Annotated in this window: 13 protein-coding genes; all 13 read right to left on the minus strand. The window is 68.7% G+C overall.

The annotated features are described in order from the left end of the window. Window positions 1-14: 14 nt before the first annotated feature. Complete coding sequence (locus tag E4622_RS10165; protein WP_134740076.1) at window positions 15-644, minus strand: collagen-like protein; 630 nt, start codon at window positions 642-644, stop codon at window positions 15-17. A gap of 272 nt (window positions 645-916) precedes the next feature. Continuing rightward, window positions 917-4798 (minus strand): DNA-directed RNA polymerase subunit beta', encoded by a 3882-nt coding sequence (locus E4622_RS10170; protein WP_134740077.1) that lies wholly within the window; start codon window positions 4796-4798, stop codon window positions 917-919. An 89-nt stretch (window positions 4799-4887) separates the two neighbouring features. Next, a complete protein-coding gene (rpoB, locus tag E4622_RS10175) occupies window positions 4888-8379 on the minus strand; it encodes a DNA-directed RNA polymerase subunit beta (protein ID WP_134740078.1) in 3492 nt (1163 codons plus the stop codon). Window positions 8380-8639: 260 nt separating this feature from the next. After that, window positions 8640-9542: a DnaJ domain-containing protein gene (locus E4622_RS10180; protein ID WP_134740079.1), complete on the minus strand. Its 903-nt coding sequence runs from the start codon at window positions 9540-9542 to the stop codon at window positions 8640-8642. Continuing rightward, a complete protein-coding gene (locus tag E4622_RS10185; RefSeq protein ID WP_134740080.1) occupies window positions 9539-10237 on the minus strand; it encodes a hypothetical protein in 699 nt (232 codons plus the stop codon). The genes E4622_RS10180 and E4622_RS10185 overlap by 4 nt, the downstream gene beginning before the upstream one ends. Continuing rightward, window positions 10234-11487 carry an MlaD family protein gene (locus E4622_RS10190; RefSeq protein WP_134740081.1) on the minus strand — a complete coding sequence of 418 codons (1254 nt, stop codon included), beginning with the start codon at window positions 11485-11487 and terminating at the stop codon, window positions 10234-10236. The genes E4622_RS10185 and E4622_RS10190 overlap by 4 nt, the downstream gene beginning before the upstream one ends. Then, window positions 11484-12923 (minus strand): MCE family protein, encoded by a 1440-nt coding sequence (locus E4622_RS10195; protein WP_134740082.1) that lies wholly within the window; start codon window positions 12921-12923, stop codon window positions 11484-11486. Before E4622_RS10195 ends, E4622_RS10190 begins: the two co-directional genes overlap by 4 nt. Next, window positions 12920-14059, minus strand: coding sequence for an MCE family protein (locus tag E4622_RS10200; RefSeq protein ID WP_134740083.1), 1140 nt, complete (start codon window positions 14057-14059; stop codon window positions 12920-12922). Before E4622_RS10200 ends, E4622_RS10195 begins: the two co-directional genes overlap by 4 nt. Next, complete coding sequence (locus E4622_RS10205; RefSeq protein WP_134740084.1) at window positions 14056-15021, minus strand: MCE family protein; 966 nt, start codon at window positions 15019-15021, stop codon at window positions 14056-14058. The genes E4622_RS10200 and E4622_RS10205 overlap by 4 nt, the downstream gene beginning before the upstream one ends. Further along, window positions 15018-16052, minus strand: a complete 1035-nt coding sequence (locus E4622_RS10210) for an MCE family protein (protein ID WP_134740085.1) — start codon at window positions 16050-16052, stop codon at window positions 15018-15020. Before E4622_RS10210 ends, E4622_RS10205 begins: the two co-directional genes overlap by 4 nt. Next, window positions 16052-17335: an MCE family protein gene (locus E4622_RS10215; protein WP_134740086.1), complete on the minus strand. Its 1284-nt coding sequence runs from the start codon at window positions 17333-17335 to the stop codon at window positions 16052-16054. The genes E4622_RS10210 and E4622_RS10215 overlap by 1 nt, the downstream gene beginning before the upstream one ends. A gap of 4 nt (window positions 17336-17339) precedes the next feature. Beyond that, complete coding sequence (locus E4622_RS10220) at window positions 17340-18179, minus strand: ABC transporter permease (protein ID WP_134740087.1); 840 nt, start codon at window positions 18177-18179, stop codon at window positions 17340-17342. A gap of 5 nt (window positions 18180-18184) precedes the next feature. Next, window positions 18185-18967 carry an ABC transporter permease gene (locus E4622_RS10225; RefSeq protein ID WP_134740088.1) on the minus strand — a complete coding sequence of 261 codons (783 nt, stop codon included), beginning with the start codon at window positions 18965-18967 and terminating at the stop codon, window positions 18185-18187. Between the last annotated feature and the right edge of the window lie 7 nt (window positions 18968-18974).

Below are 18974 nucleotides of genomic sequence, written 5' to 3' on the forward strand. Positions count from 1 at the left end.
GTGAGGGCGCCGAATCAGGGCGTGATCTGGCCGTCGTAGCGGCAGTAGGCGCCGTCCTTCGCGCCGTTGAGGGTCAGGTGCACGCTGGTGCCGGACGCCAGGTCGGTGACGATCCCGTCGAAGTACGTCGTGGGGTGGTAGCTGCCGGCGGCGTACGGCAGGAACAGCGACAGCTCGCTGCTCTCCTGGCGGTAGACGCTGGGCGCGGTGGTGCCGTAGCCGACCATCCCCGCCACCCGCATGTCGGTCGTGTTGTCCTTCTGGAGCAGGTAGAACGTGGCGCCGTAGACGTTGCAGTTGGCGTAGACGCCGAACTTCTCGGTCTGCGCGATCGAGTAGGGACCCTCGGTGAGGTAGACGTCGAAGTCGGTGCTCCCCGGGCCCTGCGGTCCGGTGGGTCCGTCGGGTCCGACCGGCCCACGGGGGCCTGCGGCGCCGCGGGGGCCCTGGACCGAGATCGCCTTCAGCTTCGCCCCCTTCGCGCACCGGCCGTTGGTCTTCGGCGCCACGACCAGCGACGACCCGGTCACGCAGGCCTTGACCGTGCCGCCGGAGGCGACGGCGTAGCCGACGGTCGAGGCGCCGGCGACGAGCACGGCGGCGGCGAGCACGATCAGGGCGGGCCGCGAGAGGGAGGTGTTCACCTCCGCACGCTAGCCACGCCCGGACGTCGTCGTCATGGGTGTTCTGGGCTATTCACGGGCCCGATGGCTGAGGAGGTTGCGCAGCAACCGTCTCGACACCACCTTCGCGAACGACGAAGCCCCGCCACCGTACTGGTGGCGGGGCTGGTCGTACTGCTGACGCCGGTCGGTTTCGAGACGTGTCGCACGGCCCGCGCTGACGCGCGGTCCGTGCCGACACTCCTCAACCTTTGCGGCTAGGTCTCTCCCGCCGCGAGCGGCGGGAGAGGCCGCTAATTCTGGTAGGACCCGAAGTCGAAGTCGTCGAGGGCGACGGCCTGACCCGAGGCGGCGTTGCCGAACTCGTAGTCGTAGGAGTCGTAGCCGGTGACGGAGTACGCCGCGGCGCGGGCCTCCTCGGTGGGCTCCACCCGGATGTTGCGGTAGCGCTCCAGTCCGGTGCCCGCCGGGATCAGCTTGCCGATGATCACGTTCTCCTTCAGGCCGCGGAGCGAGTCGGAGCGACCGTGGATCGCCGCGTCGGTGAGGACGCGGGTGGTCTCCTGGAAGGAGGCCGCCGACAGCCACGACTCGGTGGCCAGCGAGGCCTTCGTGATGCCCATGAGGACCGGACGGCCCGAGGCCGGCTTGCCGCCCTCGGAGACGACCCGACGGTTCTCCTCCTCGAAGCGCACCCGGTCGACCAGGTCGGAGGGGAGCAGGTTCGTCTCCCCCGACTCGATGACCGTGACCCGGCGCAGCATCTGCCGCACGATGATCTCGATGTGCTTGTCGTGGATGGACACGCCCTGGCTGCGGTAGACCGCCTGGACCTCGTCCACCAGGTGCTCCTGCGCCTTGCGGACGCCGAGGATGCGCAGCACGTCCTGCGGGTCCGGCGTACCGGACGTCAGGTGGTGACCGACCTCGATGTGCTCGCCGTCCTCGACGTTGAGGCGCGAGCGCTTCGAGACGGGGTACTCCTGCACCTCGGAGCCGTCGTCGGGGGTCACCAGGACCTTGCGGGCCTTGTCGGTGTCCTCGATCTCCACGCGACCGGCGGACTCCGAGATCGGGGTCCGGCCCTTGGGCGAGCGGGCCTCGAAGAGCTCGACCACGCGGGGCAGACCCTGCGTGATGTCGTCGGCCGAGGCCACACCACCGGTGTGGAAGGTACGCATGGTCAGCTGCGTGCCGGGCTCACCGATCGACTGGGCGGCGATGATGCCGACCGCCTCGCCGATGTCGACGAGCTTGCCGGTGGCCAGCGAGCGGCCGTAGCACTTGGCACACGTGCCGGTCTTGGCGTCGCAGGTCAGCACGGAGCGGACCTTGACCGTCTCGATGCCGGCGGCCACGAGCTCGCCGATCTTGACGTCACCGAGGTCGCCGCCCGCCTCGACCAGCACGTCGCCGGTCTCGGGGTGGGTGACCTCGCTGGACGCGGACCGGGCGTAGGCCGCGGTCTCGGCGTTGTCGTCCTTGCGGACCACACCGTCGGAGCCCTTGACGCCGATCACCTTCGGCAGGCCACGCTCGGTGCCGCAGTCGTCCTCACGGATGATGACGTCCTGCGACACGTCGACGAGACGACGCGTCAGGTAGCCCGAGTCCGCCGTGCGGAGCGCGGTGTCGGCCAGACCCTTGCGGGCACCGTGGGTCGAGATGAAGTACTCGAGCACCGACAGGCCCTCACGGAAGTTGGCCTTGATCGGGCGCGGGATGATCTCGCCCTTCGGGTTGGCCACGAGGCCACGCATGGCGCCGACCTGGCGGATCTGGTTCATGTTTCCGGACGCGCCCGAGTCGACCATCATGTAGATCGGGTTGGAGCGCTCGAACGTCGCCTCCATGGCGTCGCCGACCTCCTTGGAGGCCTCCGTCCAGATCTCGATGAGCTCCTGGCGACGCTCGTCGTCGGTGACCAGACCGCGCTCGAACTGCTTCTGGACCTTGGCGGCCTGCTCCTCGAAGCGCGAGAGGATCTCGATCTTGTTCGTCGGCGTCGTGACGTCGTCGATGGAGACCGTGACGCCCGAGCGGGTCGCCCAGGTGAAGCCGGTGTCCTTGAGGGCGTCGAGCGAGGCGGCGACCTCGACCTTGGTGTAGCGCTCGGCCAGGTCGTTGACGATCGCGCCCAGGGCCTTCTTGCCCACCTCGTAGTTCACGAAGGGGTAGTCGGCCGGCAGGGTGTCGTTGAACAGCGCGCGTCCCAGGGTGGTGTCGAGGGTCAGGGTCTGACCCTCCTCCCACTCCGAGCCGAGCTCGAGGTCCAGCGGCGGCACGATGTCGTTGAAGCGGATCTTGACCTTGCTCTGGACCGAGATCTCGCCCTTGTCGTAGGCCATGATCGCCTCGGCCGGCGAGGAGAACGCGCGACCGGCGCCCGGCTCGTCCTCACGGTCGGTCGTCAGGAAGAACAGGCCGATGATCATGTCCTGGGTGGGCATGGTGACCGGACGGCCGTCCGACGGCTTGAGGATGTTGTTGGTCGAGAGCATCAGGATCCGCGCCTCGGCCTGGGCCTCGGCCGACAGCGGCAGGTGCACCGCCATCTGGTCGCCGTCGAAGTCGGCGTTGAACGCCGTGCAGACGAGCGGGTGGATCTGGATGGCCTTGCCCTCGATCAGCTGGGGCTCGAAGGCCTGGATGCCGAGGCGGTGCAGGGTGGGCGCACGGTTGAGCAGCACCGGGTGCTCGGTGATGACCTCTTCGAGGACGTCCCACACGACCGGGCGGGCGCGCTCGACCATGCGCTTGGCCGACTTGATGTTCTGCGCGTGCGACAGGTCGACGAGGCGCTTCATCACGAACGGCTTGAAGAGCTCCAGCGCCATCTGCTTGGGCAGACCGCACTGGTGCAGCTTGAGCTGCGGGCCCGAGACGATGACCGAGCGGCCGGAGTAGTCCACGCGCTTGCCGAGGAGGTTCTGACGGAAGCGACCCTGCTTGCCCTTGAGCATGTCGGAGAGCGACTTGAGCGGGCGGTTGCCCGGTCCGGTCACGGGGCGACCACGGCGACCGTTGTCGAATAGCGAGTCGACGGCCTCCTGGAGCATCCGCTTCTCGTTGTTGACGATGATCTCGGGCGCGCCGAGGTCCAGCAGCCGCTTGAGGCGGTTGTTGCGGTTGATCACGCGACGGTAGAGGTCGTTCAGGTCGGAGGTGGCGAAGCGGCCACCGTCGAGCTGGACCATCGGGCGCAGGTCCGGCGGGATGACCGGGACGGCGTCCAGGACCATGCCACGCGGCTCGTTGCCGGTCTTGCGGAAGGCGTCGACGACCTTGAGGCGCTTGAGGGCGCGGACCTTCTTCTGGCCCTTGCCGTTGGCGATGGTGTCGCGCAGCGACTCCACCTCGGCCTCGATGTCGAAGCTCTCGAGGCGCTTCTGGATCGCGGTGGCGCCCATGTGGCCCTCGAAGTACTTGCCGAACCAGTTCTTCATCTCGCGGTAGAGCAGCTCGTCGCCCATCAGGTCCTGGACCTTGAGGGACTTGAAGGTGTTCCACACCTCGTCGAGGCGGTCGAGCTCGCGCTGGGCGCGGTCGCGGACCTGCTTCATCTCGCGCTCGGCACCGTCGCGCACCTTGCGGCGCGCGTCGGCCTTGGCGCCCTCGGACTCGAGGGTCGCCATGTCCTCCTCGAGCTTCTTCATGCGGTCGTCGAGCGTGCTGTCGCGACGCTTCTCGAGGCGCTCGCGCTCGAGCTGGACCTTGCCCTCGTTGGAGGACAGGTCGCGGTGGCGGGCGTCCTCGTCGACGGCGGTGATCATGTAGGCGGCGAAGTAGATGACCTTCTCGAGGTCCTTCGGCGCCAGGTCGAGCAGGTAGCCCAGTCGCGACGGGACACCCTTGAAGTACCAGATGTGGGTCACGGGGGCGGCCAGCTCGATGTGGCCCATGCGCTCACGGCGCACCTTGGAGCGGGTCACCTCGACGCCGCAGCGCTCGCAGATGATGCCCTTGAAGCGCACGCGCTTGTACTTGCCGCAGTAGCACTCCCAGTCCCGGGTGGGACCGAAGATCTTCTCGCAGAAGAGGCCGTCACGCTCGGGCTTGAGCGTGCGGTAGTTGATGGTCTCCGGCTTCTTGACCTCGCCGTGGCTCCACGTACGGATGTCGTCCGCGGTGGCCAGGCCGATCTTGAGCTGGTCGAAGAAGTTCACGTCGAGCACGATGGCTGCAACCCTTCGTAGTACTTAAGAGAAAAGAAGAAATGGGGGGCGGAGGCCGGCGCCCCTGACGGTGCAGGGGCGCCGGCGGCTCACACCTCTTCGACCGAGCTGGGCTCGCGGCGCGACAGGTCGATGCCGAGCTCCTCGGCGGCGCGGAAGACGTCCTCCTCCGCGTCGCGGAGCTCGATCTGCGAGCCGTCCTGGCTGAGCACCTCGACGTTCAGGCAGAGGGACTGCATCTCCTTGACGAGCACCTTGAACGACTCGGGGATGCCCGAGTCGGGGATGTTCTCGCCCTTGACGATCGCCTCGTAGACCTTGACGCGACCGGGCACGTCGTCGGACTTGATGGTCAGCAGCTCCTGCAGCGCGTAGGCGGCGCCGTAGGCCTCCATCGCCCAGACCTCCATCTCGCCGAACCGCTGGCCGCCGAACTGGGCCTTACCGCCCAGGGGCTGCTGCGTGATCATCGAGTAGGGGCCGGTGCTCCGCGCGTGGATCTTGTCGTCCACGAGGTGGTGGAGCTTGAGGATGTACATGTAGCCCACCGAGACCGGGTCCGCGAACGGCTCGCCGGAGCGGCCGTCGAAGAGGTTGGCCTTGCCCGTGTCGCCGATCATCCGCACGCCGTCACGGTTGGGCGTGGTCGCGCCCAGCAGGCCGGTGATCTCGTCCTCGCGGGCGCCGTCGAACACCGGCGTCGCCACCTTGGTGTTGGGGGCGGCCTTGTCCGCGTGGATCTTGATCAGGCGCTGCTTCCAGTCGGCGTCGGACTTGTCGTCCATGAAGTCGAGGTCCCAGCCCTGCTTGGCGAGCCAGCCGAGGTGGAGCTCGAGGATCTGACCGATGTTCATCCGTCGCGGGACACCGAGCGGGTTGAGGACCACGTCGACCGGGGTGCCGTCCTCCATGAAGGGCATGTCCTCGACCGGCAGGATCTTCGCGATGACGCCCTTGTTGCCGTGGCGACCGGCGAGCTTGTCGCCCACCGAGATCTTGCGCTTCTGGGCGACGTAGACCCGCACCAGCTGGTTGACGCCCGGGGGCAGCTCGTCGCCGTCCTCGCGGTCGAAGACGCGCACGCCGATGACCGTGCCGGACTCACCGTGGGGCACCTTCATCGAGGTGTCGCGCACCTCGCGCGCCTTCTCGCCGAAGATCGCGCGCAGCAGGCGCTCCTCGGGGGTGAGCTCGGTCTCGCCCTTGGGCGTGACCTTGCCGACCAGGATGTCGCCCGTGGTGACCTCGGCGCCGATGCGGATGATCCCGCGCTCGTCGAGGTCGGCCAGCATCTCCTCGGAGACGTTGGGGATGTCGCGGGTGATCTCCTCGGGGCCCAGCTTGGTGTCGCGGGCGTCGACCTCGTGCTCCTCGATGTGGATCGAGGTGAGGACGTCCTCCTGCACCAGACGCTGGCTGAGGATGATCGCGTCCTCGTAGTTGTGACCCTGCCACGGCATGAACGCGACCAGCAGGTTCGTGCCGAGCGCCATCTCGGCGTTGTCGGTGCACGGGCCGTCCGCGATCGGGGAGCCGATCTCGAGCCGGTCGCCCTCGGCGACCAGCGGGCGCTGGTTGATGCAGGTGCCCTGGTTGGAGCGCTTGAACTTGGCCAGCTTGTAGGTGGAGTAGGTGCCGTCGTCGTTCATCGTCTCGATGAGCTCGGCGGAGACCTCCTTGACTACACCGGCCTTGTCGGACACGACCACGTCGCCGGCGTCGACCGCGGCGCGGTACTCGATGCCGGTGCCGACCAAGGGCGAGTCGCTCGTGATGAGCGGCACGGCCTGGCGCTGCATGTTGGCGCCCATGAGCGCGCGGTTGGCGTCGTCGTGCTCGAGGAACGGGATCAGAGCGGTCGCGACCGACACCATCTGACGCGGCGAGACGTCCATGTAGTCGACCTCGCCGGCCAGGATCTCGGAGACCTCGCCGAAGCGCTGGCGCACCAGCACCCGCTCCTCGACGAACTTCTTGTTCTTGTCGAGGGCGGCGTTGGCCTGGGCGATGACGTAGCGGTCCTCGTCGTCGGCCGTGAGGTAGTCGATCTTGTCGGTGACGGTGCCGTTCTCGACCTTGCGGTAGGGCGTCTCCACGAAGCCGAACGGGTTGATCCGTCCGTAGGAGGCGAGCGAGCCGATCAGGCCGATGTTGGGGCCTTCCGGGGTCTCGATCGGGCACATGCGGCCGTAGTGCGACGGGTGGACGTCGCGGACCTCCATGCCGGCGCGGTCGCGGGACAGACCACCGGGGCCCAGCGCCGACAGGCGACGCTTGTGCGTCAGGCCGGAGATGGGGTTGGTCTGGTCCATGAACTGCGAGAGCTGCGAGGTCCCGAAGAACTCCTTCAGCGCCGCGACGACGGGGCGGATGTTGATCAGGGACTGCGGCGTGATCGCCTCGACGTCCTGGGTCGTCATCCGCTCGCGCACCACGCGCTCCATGCGGGCCAGGCCCGTGCGGAGCTGGTTCTGGATGAGCTCGCCGACCGTGCGCATGCGGCGGTTGCCGAAGTGGTCGATGTCGTCGGGCCCGATCTCGAGGTCGCCCTGGGGCGTCTCGAGCTGCTCGCGGCCGTCGTGCAGCGCCACGATGTAGCGGATGGCGGCGACGACGTCGGCGATCGTCAGCGTCTGGTGGTCGAACGCCTCCAGCAGGCCGAGCTTCTTGTTGATCTTGTAGCGGCCGACCTTCGCGAGGTCGTAGCGCTTGGGGTTGAAGTAGTAGTTCTTCAACAGCGTCAGCGCGGCCTCGCGCGTGGGCGGCTCGCCCGGGCGCAGCTTGCGGTAGATGTCCAGCAGCGCGTCGTCCGGCCCCTGGGTGTTGTCCTTCTCCTCGGTCAGCTGGATCGACTCGTACTGGCGCAGCTCGGCCATGACGGCGTCGTAGTCGTACTCCTCGCCGATGTCCTCGGCGACGGCCTGGAGGGCCTTGAGGAGCACGGTGACGTTCTGCTTGCGCTTGCGGTCGAGGCGGACGCCGACCAGGTCGCGCTTGTCGATCTCGAACTCGAGCCAGGCGCCGCGCGAGGGGATCAGCTTGGCGGTGTAGATGTCCTTGTCGGACGTCTTGTCGGCGGTGCGCTCGAAGTAGACGCCCGGCGAGCGGACGAGCTGCGAGACGACGACGCGCTCGGTGCCGTTGATGACGAAGGTGCCCTTGGGCGTCATGAGCGGGAAGTCGCCCATGAAGACCGTCTGGCCCTTGATCTCACCGGTGTCGTTGTTGGTGAACTCCGCCGAGACGTAGAGCGGAGCGGAGTAGGTGAAGTCCTTCTCCTTGCACTCGTCGACGGTGTACTTGGGGTCGTAGAAGACGGGGTTCTCGAAGGCGAGGGACATCGTCTCGGAGAAGTCCTCGATCGGCGAGATCTCCTCGAAGATCTCGGTCAGACCGGACTTGGCGGAGACGTCCTCGCCCTCGGCGCGGCGGCGCTCGACGACGGCGTCCCACTTCTCGTTGCCGATCAGCCAGTCGAAGGCGTCGGTCTGGAGTGAGAGGAGCTGAGGAACCTCGAGGGGCTCATCGATCTTTGCGAAAGAGATGCGAGGGGAGTAACCGGAAGTGCTGCGCGCGGCCAAGATTTGTCCTTCGACGTGTCGCTGTGAGAGACGCGCCCACCCACCACAGGCTCAACCACCGGGCAGGATGACAAGTATTTGAGGGCAGGCGCAATGCGCTACCATACACGACTCACGGGCGCACAACAACCTCTGCATGCACCGCAACGATGAGCGTCGCGAGGATCATGCGCCAGCAGCGCGCTCAGGTCAAGCACCCGGGCCGGGTGCGGTGCATCGGCGCGTCCCCACGCCGCTCCCCCGCGCCTGCCGGCGGCCCGCTACCGCTGGGCGCGGTCGGTGCGCAGGTCGTCCACGAGCCACTTCCCGTCGACCAAGCGCATGCTCAGCGTCACCTGGTTGCGGAAGGTCACCGAGCCCTGCGCGTTGCTGGTCGGCTGGTTGACGTAGAGCAGCACGTCGACGTGGTCCTCGCCGGAGCGCACGACGGCGTCCGCCAGCGGCTCCTCGACCGACACCACCGTCTTGGTGCGCGGTGCGTTCTCCTCCAGGAGCGTGAACGTGTCGTCGTAGTCCTTGCGGAAGGAGGGGGTGAGGTAGGTGCGCGCTGCGGCGGCGTCCTCGTCGAGCGTCCGGTAGTCGTAGGACAGCACCGGGACGACGGCGGCCCGGGCGGCCGCGCGGGCGGCGTCCTCGTCCACGGGGCCGGGACGGGTCCAGGCGAAGACCGTCGCGGCGACGACGGCCAGGGCCAGCACGGCCAGCGCCGCCGCCAGCCACACCGGCACGCCGGAGCGGGCGGTGTCGTCGTCGGCCGGGCGCTCCTCGGGTCCAGCGGCGGACGGGGGTACGCCGTCGTCGGGGCCGTCGGGGCCGTCGGGGCCGTCGCGGTCGAGCCCGTCGTCCTCGGACCGCTCGCGGTCGAGCAGCGGCCCCTGCGGCGCGGCCGCGACGGGCTCGTCCTGCTCGGGCACGACCGGCGCGTCCTGCTCACGCACGTCCTCGTCGAGCTCGACGGGCTCCTCGGGCTCGTCCGGCGGCAGGGTCGCGTCGTAGGCGGCGCGGCGCTCGGGGTCGAGCAGGACCGCGCCGGCCTCGTTGAACACGCGGAAGCGCCGGTCGTCGGGCTCCAGGTCGGCGATGGCGGCGCGCCAGGCGGCGCGGATCTCCTCGGGCGTCGCGTCGCGCTCGACGTCCAGCAGGTCGTACCAGTGCGGGGTCACGGCGCGACGCTCCCCTGAGGCGCCTGCGGCTCCTGGGGCTGGCCCCCCGCGGGCTGCTCGGGCTCACCGGTCAGGTCCTGGAAGGAGTCCACCAGCCACTCCCCCTCGATCTTCTTCAGCGAGACCTCGTAGCGGAACGGGATCGCGTCGGTGTCGATGCGCTTCTCGGAGTCCTCGGGGGCCTTCGGGTCGGGGTAGGAGGTGGTGAACGAGCCGGCCACGAGCACCGAGGCGGAGTCGCTGTCGATCGTGGAGGTGCCGTAGGAGAACACGTCGGCGGTGCGGGCCACCCCCGCCTGGGCCACGGTCGCCTCGGCGAGACCGGCCTGCTCCTCGAAGTCGGCGGCGAACTTGGGCGTCATCACCTCGGTGACCAGCTCGCGGTACTTCGGCATCGCGTTCTTCTCGTCGAGCAGCTGGGGTCCGTAGGTGTGCACGCGCAGGACGAACTGCTCGGCCTGGGACATCGCGCTCTCCCGCTCGCGCACGTCCCCGTCGGTCTGGCCGAAGACGGCGTCGAGCCGCTCGCCCAGGGACGCGCCGTCCTCGGGGCGGGACACGGCCAGGAAGGCGAGCGAGACCAGGCAGCCCACGATGAGGACGACGGAGACGGCGAGCACGAGCACGACCGCGCGCCGCGCACCGGAACGGCGGTCGGGCGGGCGGGACGTGGAGGGCTCGGAGCTGTCGGTCACCGGCGGTTCGTCGCCAGCGGCTGGAGGTACAGCCACTTCCACGACTCCTCTCCCAGTGACGGCGGGGCCACGCTACCGGTCGGAGCCTCGGTGCCGGGGTCGCCCCAGGTCAGCCGGCCCGTCCCCTGGTCGAACGAGCCGACCACGCGGTTGAGGTTCTGCGAGCCGCGGGCGTTGCTCTGCGCCGCGGCCTCCGCGCACCGGGCCTTCTCGTTCATGGGGCGGTTGGAGCCGTCCTGCGGCTCGCGCCGGTCGGTGCTCTCGTAGCCCTTGCGGCACACCGGCTCGGTGGTCAGGATCATGCCGAAGTGCGCGTCGTAGAGGCCGCCGGGCGACTTGGAGACGACGGTGAAGCCGCCCTCGACGACGTAGGGGTAGATCACGAGCACCTGCGCGATGCCGTCGAGGTGCTTGACGATGACGTTGCCCGTCGTCACGAGGTTGTTGATCAGGCTGCCCAGCTCGACCCGGTTGTCCTCGAGGAAGGTCCGCAGCTGCGTCGCGGTGGCCGAGCCGGTGTCGATGACCTTGCGCAGGTCGCCGTCGGCGTCGGCGAGGGTGCCGCTGAAGAGCGCGAGCTCGCGGGCGAAGGTGCGCAGCGCGCTCTCGGAGCGGATCTGGCCGTTGAGGACGACGTTGCTGTCCTCGATCAGGCGGGAGGTGACGTCGAAGTTGCGGTTGGCGACCTCGATGAACGACGTCCCGGAGTCGATGATCGTCTGGAGGTCGTCGCCGCTGTCGGCGAAGGCCAGGCCGAACTCGTCGACGGTCGTGCGCAGGGCGTCCTGGTCGACCGAGGAGACGGTGTTGGAGAGGTTGGTGAGGAGCTGGTTGGTCGAGATGGGGACCCGGGTGTCCGCCACGGCGATCTCCGAGTCGGCCTCGAGGTAGGGGCCGTCGTCGACCTTCGGCTGCAGCTCGACGTACTGCTCGCCGACCGCGGAGCGGTTGCCGACGACCGCGAGGGTGTCGGCGGGGATCTCGTCGAACTCGTTGTCGATGCCGAGGTGGACGTCCACCCCCTCGTCGGTGAGCACCAGCTCGTCGACGGTCCCGACCTTGACGCCGCGGTAGCTGACCTCGCCGCCCGCGAAGATGCCGCCGGACTCGTCGAAGTGGGCGACCACGGTGTAGCTGTCGTCGACCAGCAGCCGGTCCAGCTTGGCGTAGCGCGCACCGACGTAGGTCACGCCCAGGAGCGTGATGACGACGAAGATCAGGAGCTGGACCTTGGTGCGGCGGGTGATCACCGGATCACCATCCCCGGCACGAGCAGCGACACCAGGTCGGGGTCGTAGGCCTCCATGAGCTGTCCCATCGTGGGTCCGCCACCCTTCGGTGGGGCGTCGTCGCCGAAGCCGGTGCGCCCCAGCCCGCCGAGCGCGCCGGGCAGGTCGGGCAGCGGCAGCGGCAGGTCGGGCAGCGGGATGGTGCCGCCGCCGCCGGAGCCCGTGCCCCGGGGGCACAGGACGGGGATCGGGATCGCGCTGGCGGCGCACACGGCAGAGACGACGCCGCCGGGCAGACCCTGGCAGGCCGCCACCGTCTTCTCGGTGAGGCACTTGTTGATCGCGTCCGAGGCGCCCTGGCACAGCTTCGGCAGGTCCAGGATCTGGTCGAGCGGCAGGTTGTTGGGGATCTCGTTGAGCGCGGTGCAGGGCACCCCGACCGACGGCAGGCCCGCGCCCAGGTCGAGGTCGAGGGTGATCGAGAGGTTCGTGTAGTCGCCCATGTGCAGGTTGCGTGCGACCTGCGGGTCGCGGCCGACGACCTCGTCGACGAACGGGTAGGTCAGGAAGACGTTGAAGGCCTTGACGAAGCTGTCGCCGGAGTTGGCCAGCTCGGTCAGGACCGGCTGCAGCTGGCGGATGGAGTCGATCGTGACGTCCTTGGACTCGCGGATCACCCTCACGCCGACGTCGCCGAGTCGGTTGAGCGCCTGGAGCATCTTGACCAGGTCGCCGCGCTGGGCGTCCAGCGAGGTGAGGGCGCTCGGCAGCTCCGCGAGCGCGGAGTTGATGACGCCCTGCTGCTTGTTGGCGGCGACCGAGAGCCGGTTGAGGGACTCGATGGCGTCGACGATGCCGTCCTTGTTGTCGGCCAGCTGCCCCATCAGCTGGTCGATCTGGGTGAGGACCGACTTCGCGCTGTCCTCGCGACCCTCGAGCGCGAGGTTGAGCTCGCGGGTGATCGTCTTGAGCTGCGCCACGCCACCGCCGTTGAGCAGGAGGCTGAGCGCGCCCAGGACCTCCTCCACCTCCGGGTTGCGACCGGTGCGCTCGATCGGGATGACGTCGCCGTCGCCGAGCTCGCCGGTGCCGCCGCCCTCCGGCGCCTTGAGCGACACGAACTTCTCGCCCAGGAGGCTGGTCTGGCGGATCTCGGCGATGGGCTTGTCGGGAAGCTCGGTGTCACCGCGCAGCTCGATGGTCACCTTGGCGACCGTGCCCTCCAGCTCGACGTCGGTGACCTGGCCGACGCTGACGTCGTTGACCTTGACCGTCGACTGCGGCACCAGGTCGAGGACGTCGGCGAACATGACCTCGACCCGGATCGCGTCGTCGCCGGCGCTGGTGCCGCCAGGCAGCGGCAGGCTGTAGACGTCGAAGTCGCAGGCGCTGAGGAACAGGCTGCCGAACATCAGGGCCACGAGCAGCCGCAGCCTGACCTTCATCGGGGCCCTCATCGGTCCACCTCCACGAGACCGCCGAGGGTCGGGTCGAAGGAGGCGCCGTAGCCGGTACCGGTGCCGGCGCCGAACGGGGCGCGCTTGGGGAACGGCAGCGACTTGATGAGGTCGCACAGGCGGCCGTTGCCGTCCTGCTCGGCCACGAGGCTGCACAGCAGGACCTCGGGGTTGCTCACGATCTCGTTGGCCAGGTTGCCGATGTTGGCGTTGGTGTCGAGCGTCCCCGCGTCGGGGTTGTAGGTCAGCGCCAGGTTGTTCAGCGCGAGCGGGGCGAGCTTGAGGGTCTCGTCCAGGGCGCCACGCTGCTTCACCAGCACCTTGGCGACCCGGTTGATCTTCTTGATGTTGCGGCCCAGCACGTCCTTGTTGTCGCGCACGAAGGTCCCGACCTGGCCCAGGGCCTCGGCCAGGTTGCTCAGGGCGGCCGCCAGCTCCTGGCGCTCGCCCGACAGCATCGTCGACACCGAGCCGAGCGAGGAGTTGAAGCGCTGCACCGTGGCGTCGTTGTCGGCCAGGGTCTCGATGAACTTGCCGAGCTGCTCGGCGGAGCCGAAGAGCTCCTCCTTGTTGTTGTCCAGCGTCTTGGTGAGCGTGCTGAAGTCCTCGATGGTCTGGTTGAGCTGCTGGCCCTGGCCGCCGAAGTTCTCCGCGGTGGTCTCGAGCAGGTCGGTCAGCGCGCCGTCGGCGTTGGCGCCGTCGGGGCCGAGGGCGACGTTGAGCCGGTCGAGGCTGGAGTAGATCTGGTCGAGCTCCAGCGGCACCGCGGTGCGCTCCTCCTCGAGCTCCACGTCGTCGGCCAGCACCTTGCCCTCGGTGTAGACCGGGGTGAGCTGGATGTAGCGGTCCCCGACGATGGACGGCGCGATGATGACGGCCTTCGCGTCCGCGGGGATCTTGACCTCGGCGTCGTAGGTCATCGTGACCTCGACGTCGGTGCCCGAGGGCTTCACCCGCTCGACGGTGCCGACCGGGACGCCGAGGACCCGCACCTCGCTGCCCTCGTAGACCGAGATCGTGCGCGGGAAGTGGGCGGTGAGGCGCTTCTGGTCGTCGCCGCCGGTCATGGCGAGGACCGCGGCCACGACGAGGCCGAGCACCAGCAGGGGGACGAGGTACTTCTTCAGCGTCGTCATGGCTGGACCGTCCCGACCGGCGGCAGGTTCTGGATGTAGGTGTCGAACCAGGGACCGTTGCCGAGCGTGTTGGCGAAGACCCGGTAGAAGGGCGCCATCAGCCGCAGGCTGTTGTCGAGGTTGTCCTCGTTCTTGTTGAGCACGTCGACGACCTCCTCCAGCTTGAGCAGGGCCGGCTTGAGGTCCTGGCGGGTCTGCCTCACGAGCAGCGTCAGCTCGCGCGAGAGCGTGGAGGTCGAGACCAGCAGGTCGTGGACCGCCTCGCGGCGTGCCACGAGCGCCCGGAAGAGGACGTCGGAGTCGCGCATCAGGCCGATGATGTCCTCGTCGCGCTCGTCCAGGACCGTGGTGACCCGGTCGAGGTTCTGCAGCAGGGAGTTGATCTGGTCGTCGCGCGAGGCGATGGTGCGCGACAGCGCGGAGACGCCGCCGAGGGCGGCGCGGAACTCCTCGGGGGTGTTGCGGGTCAGGTCGGCCAGCGTGGTCAGCGAGGCGGCGAGCCGGTCGGTGTCGATGTCGGCGGAGGTCTCGGCCAGGCCGGAGAAGGCCTCGACGACGTCGAACGGCGAGCTGGTGCGCTCGACGGGGATCTCGCTGCCGTCGTCCAGCTGGCCCTTCCCGGCAGGCTCGAGGGCCAGGAACATGGCGCCGAGCAGCGTCTTGACCTTGATGGCGGCCTGGGTCTGCGTGCCGAAGTCGGAGTCGGTCTTGACCCGGAAGGTGACCTTGACGTGGTCGCCGGCCAGCTCGACCTTCTCGACCTTGCCGACGCGGACACCGGCGATGCGGACCTCGTCGTTGGCCTTGAGGCCCCCCGCCTCGGTGAAGGCGGCGTAGTAGGTGTCGCCACCGCCGATCAGGGGCAGGTCCTGCGCGCGGAAGGCGGCGACGAGCATCAGCAGCAGCACGGTGATGCTGACGGCGCCGATCATGACGGGGTTGCGCTCGCGGAAGGGCTTCATCCGAGGTCACACCTCGCAGCTTCGGTCTGGTACCCGACAGTGATCGGGTCCACGCCGGGCAGGCGGATCTGGCCCTTGAAGTTGCAGAGGTAGAAGTTGAACCACGAGCCGTAGATCGCGGTGCGTCCCACCTTCTCGAGCTTGATCGGCAGCACCTGGAGCGCGCGGTCCAGCTCGCCCTTGTTGCGGGCGACGTTCTCGGTGAAGCGGCGCAGCTGCTTGATGTCCTGGACGAACGGCGGCCGGATGCCCTTGACCAGGTCGGCGGTCTCCACCGAGAGCGAGGAGATCTGGTCCAGCGAGTCCAAGATGGCGTCCCGGTCCTTGTTGAGCCCGCTCACGAAGGTCCGGAAGGTCTTGATCAGGTCGGTGAGCTGGTCGTCGCGGTCGGCGAGGTTGTCGAGCACCTGGTTGAGGTTGGTGATCAGGTCCCCGATGACCTGGTCGCGCGCGGCGAGGGTGTTGGTGATGGAGGCGGTGTTGCCCAGCAGGCTCTCGAGCGTCCCGCCCTCGCCCTGGAAGACCTGGACGATCTCGTAGGAGAGCTTGTTGACGTCCTCGGGCGAGAGCGCCTCGAAGAGCGGCTTGAAGCCGTTGAAGAGCACGGTCAGGTCGAGGGCCGGCGAGGTGCGCTCGACCGGGATGGTGTCCCCCTCGTCGAGGGTGTCGCCCTCCCCGATCTCCGTGGTGAGCGAGATGTAGCGCTGCCCGACCAGGTTGCGGTACTTGATGAGGGCGTGGGTCGACTCGGTCAGCCGGGTCTCGTCCTCGACCGAGAACGACACCCGGGCCCGGGTGCGTCCGACGATCTCGACGCTGTTGACGGTGCCGACCTTGACCCCCGCGATGCGGACGTCGTCGCCCTTGACGACGCCGGTGGCGTCGACGAACTCGGCCTCGTAGTCACGCGAGCCGCCGAACGTGAGGTTGCCGATGGTGACGACCAGGACGCCGGTGGCCAGCGTCGTGATGACGATGAAGACCATCAGCTTGACCAGGTCGTTGAGGGTGCGCTTGTCGAGGTAGGCCATCAGCGCAGGCTCACTTCGGCGCCGCGCGCCATCGGGGCGACCAGCATGACGCTCAGGTCGGAGACCTCGGACGCGGGCACACCGAAGCCCGGCCCGATGAGCGACTTGAGCAGGTCGGCCTCCTCGACGCTGCCGGGCTCACCGGCGCCGTCGAAGAAGTAGCCCGGCGACACGCGCGAGGTGCCCTTGCCCGTGGGCTCGTCGACGCCGTCGTCGAAGTCGGGCTGGCGGCGCAGGGGGTTGGACTGGCTCCACGGCGGGTTGGGCAGGTGGAGGCAGTCGGGGCCGCGGTCCTCGGCGACGCGCGGCTTGTCCTGCGGGCCGTAGGCGCGCGGCTGGCGCGGCAGGGTCTCCAGGACGATGTTCAGCGTGAAGCCCCGGAACGCCTCGGCCTGCAGCTTGCCGGCATTGACGATGCCGGCGGTCAGGCAGGGGAAGACCGGGGAGTAGCGCGCCAGGACCCGCAGCTGGGCGGAGCCGACCTCGCCGAGCCGGACGAGGTTGTCGCCGTTGTCCTGGAGGAACACCTTGGCGGTGTCGGAGAAGGACGCGACGTCCTTGAAGAGGGCGTTGAGCTGGACCGAGCGGTCCTCGAGGGTCCCGGTGGTCGTCACCGTGTTCTCCAGGATCTGCGCCACCTCGGGCAGGACGTCGGCGTAGATGTCGGAGACCTGGGCGGTGAGTCGGAGGTCCTCGACCAGGCCGGGGATCTGCGGGTTGAGGCGCTTGAGGTAGGCGTCGACCGTCTCCAGGTTCTCGCCGATGAGCTCGCCGCGGCCCTCGAGCGCGGTGACCAGCGCGTTGAGGGTCATGTTGATGTCGGCCGGCTGGACCGCACGCAGCAGCGGGTAGAGGTCGGAGAGGACCTCCTCCACCTCCGTGCTGACCTCGGTGCGGGTGATGACGTCGTCGGTCGTGAGCTGTCCCTCGGGGCCCGACTCGGGGATCTCGAGGCTGACGTACTTCTCCCCGAAGAGGGTCTTGGGCACGATCGAGCCCGTCACGTTGGCCGGGATCGTGTCCATCTTCTCCGGGAAGATGCCGAGGGTGATCTCGGCGCCGTCGGAGCGGGTGTCGGTGGCGAGCACCTCCCCCACGATGACGCCGCGGATCTTGACGTCGGCGCGGGTCGGCAGCTGCAGACCGATCGAGGAGGTCTCGAGCTTCACCTCGTCGTAGTCGACGTACTTCTTGGTGAACACCGCGAACGTCGCGTAGACGCCCAGGACCAGCAGCGCCAGGAAGGCGACGCCGAGGACCTTGTGGTTGGCGAGGATCTTCACGCGCTCACCCCGCCAGTCTCACGGTGGTGGTCGTGCCCCAGATGGCCATCGACAGGAACAGGTCGATGACGTTGATGGCGACGATGCTCGTCCGCACGGCGCGGCCGACGGCCACGCCCACGCCGGCGGGACCGCCGGAGGCGTTGTAGCCGTGGTAGCAGTGGATGAGGATCACGACGACGGCGAAGACCAGCACCTTGCCGAAGGACCACAGCACGTCGCCGGGCGGCAGGAACTGGTTGAAGTAGTGGTCGTAGGTGCCGGAGCTCTGGCCATAGAACTGGGTGACGATCAGCCGGCTGGCGAAGTACGACGACAGCAGGCCCACGACGTAGAGCGGCACGATCGCGACCAGCCCGCCGACGACGCGGGTGGCGACGAGGAACGGCATCGAGGGGATGGCCATCGTCTCGAGCGCGTCGACCTCCTCGGAGATGCGCATGGCGCCGAGCTGGGCGGTGAAGCCGCAGCCCACGGTGGCGGCCAGGGCGATGCCGGCGACGAGGGGCGCGATCTCGCGGGTGTTGAAGTAGGCCGAGACGAAGCCGGAGAAGGCGGCGGTGCCCAGCTGGTTGAGCGCGGCGTAGCCGGACAGGCCCACCTGGGCGCCGGTGAAGAACGTCATGCCGGCGATGACGCCGACGGTGCCGCCGATGACGGCCAGCGACCCGGACCCGAGGGTGACCTCGGCCAGGATCCGCAGGATCTCCTTGGGGTAGCGCTTGACCGAGCGCGGGATCGCGCGGAGCACGCCGAGGTAGAACGCCAGCTGGCCGCCGAGCTCGTTCAGCGAGCCCAGCGGCTTCTCGTAGACCGCCCGGAGGTGGACGGAGCTCTTCCCCATGTCCGTCACCCCGTCTTCGGTGGGATGACTTGGAGGTAGATCGTGCTCATGACGAAGTTGACGACGAACAGCAGCAGGAAGGTGATGACCACCGACTCGTTGACGGCGTCGCCGACGCCCTTGGGGCCGCCGCCGGCGTTCATGCCCTTGTAGGCGGCGACGATCGCGGCGATGAAGCCGAACACCAGCGCCTTGAGGAGCCCGACCCACAGGTCGGGCAGCTGGGCCAGCGCCGTGAAGCTCGCGAGGTAGGCGCCCGGGGTGCCGTCCTGGAGGACGACGTTGAAGACGTAGCCGCCGGCGACGCCCACGACGCTGACGAGGCCGTTGAGGAAGAAGGCCACCATCATGCAGGCCAGGACCCGGGGCACCACGAGGCGCTGGATGGGGTCGATGCCCAGGACCATCATGGCGTCGAGCTCTTCGCGGATCTTGCGCGCGCCGAGGTCAGCGGCAATCGCGGACCCACCGGCGCCCGCGATCAGCAGCGCGGTCGCGATGGGCCCGGCCTGCTGGATGACCGCCAGCACCGACGCGGAGCCCGTGAACGACTGGGCGCCGAACTGCTTGATCAGCCCACCCACCTGCAGCGCGATGACCGCGCCGAACGGGATGGCGACCAGCGCCGTCGGGATGATGGTGACCGAGGCGATGAACCAGGCCTGCTGCAGGAACTCCCGCATCTGGAAGGGTCGCCGGAAGAGCGCTCGCCCGACGTCGAGGCCGAAGGCGAACAGCTTGCCGGCGGTGCCGACCGGGGCGAGGACCCGGGTCGCGGTGGATGCCACGAGGTGT

Source organism: Nocardioides sp. 503 (genome assembly GCF_004522095.1).
GTDB lineage: Bacteria > Actinomycetota > Actinomycetes > Propionibacteriales > Nocardioidaceae > Nocardioides.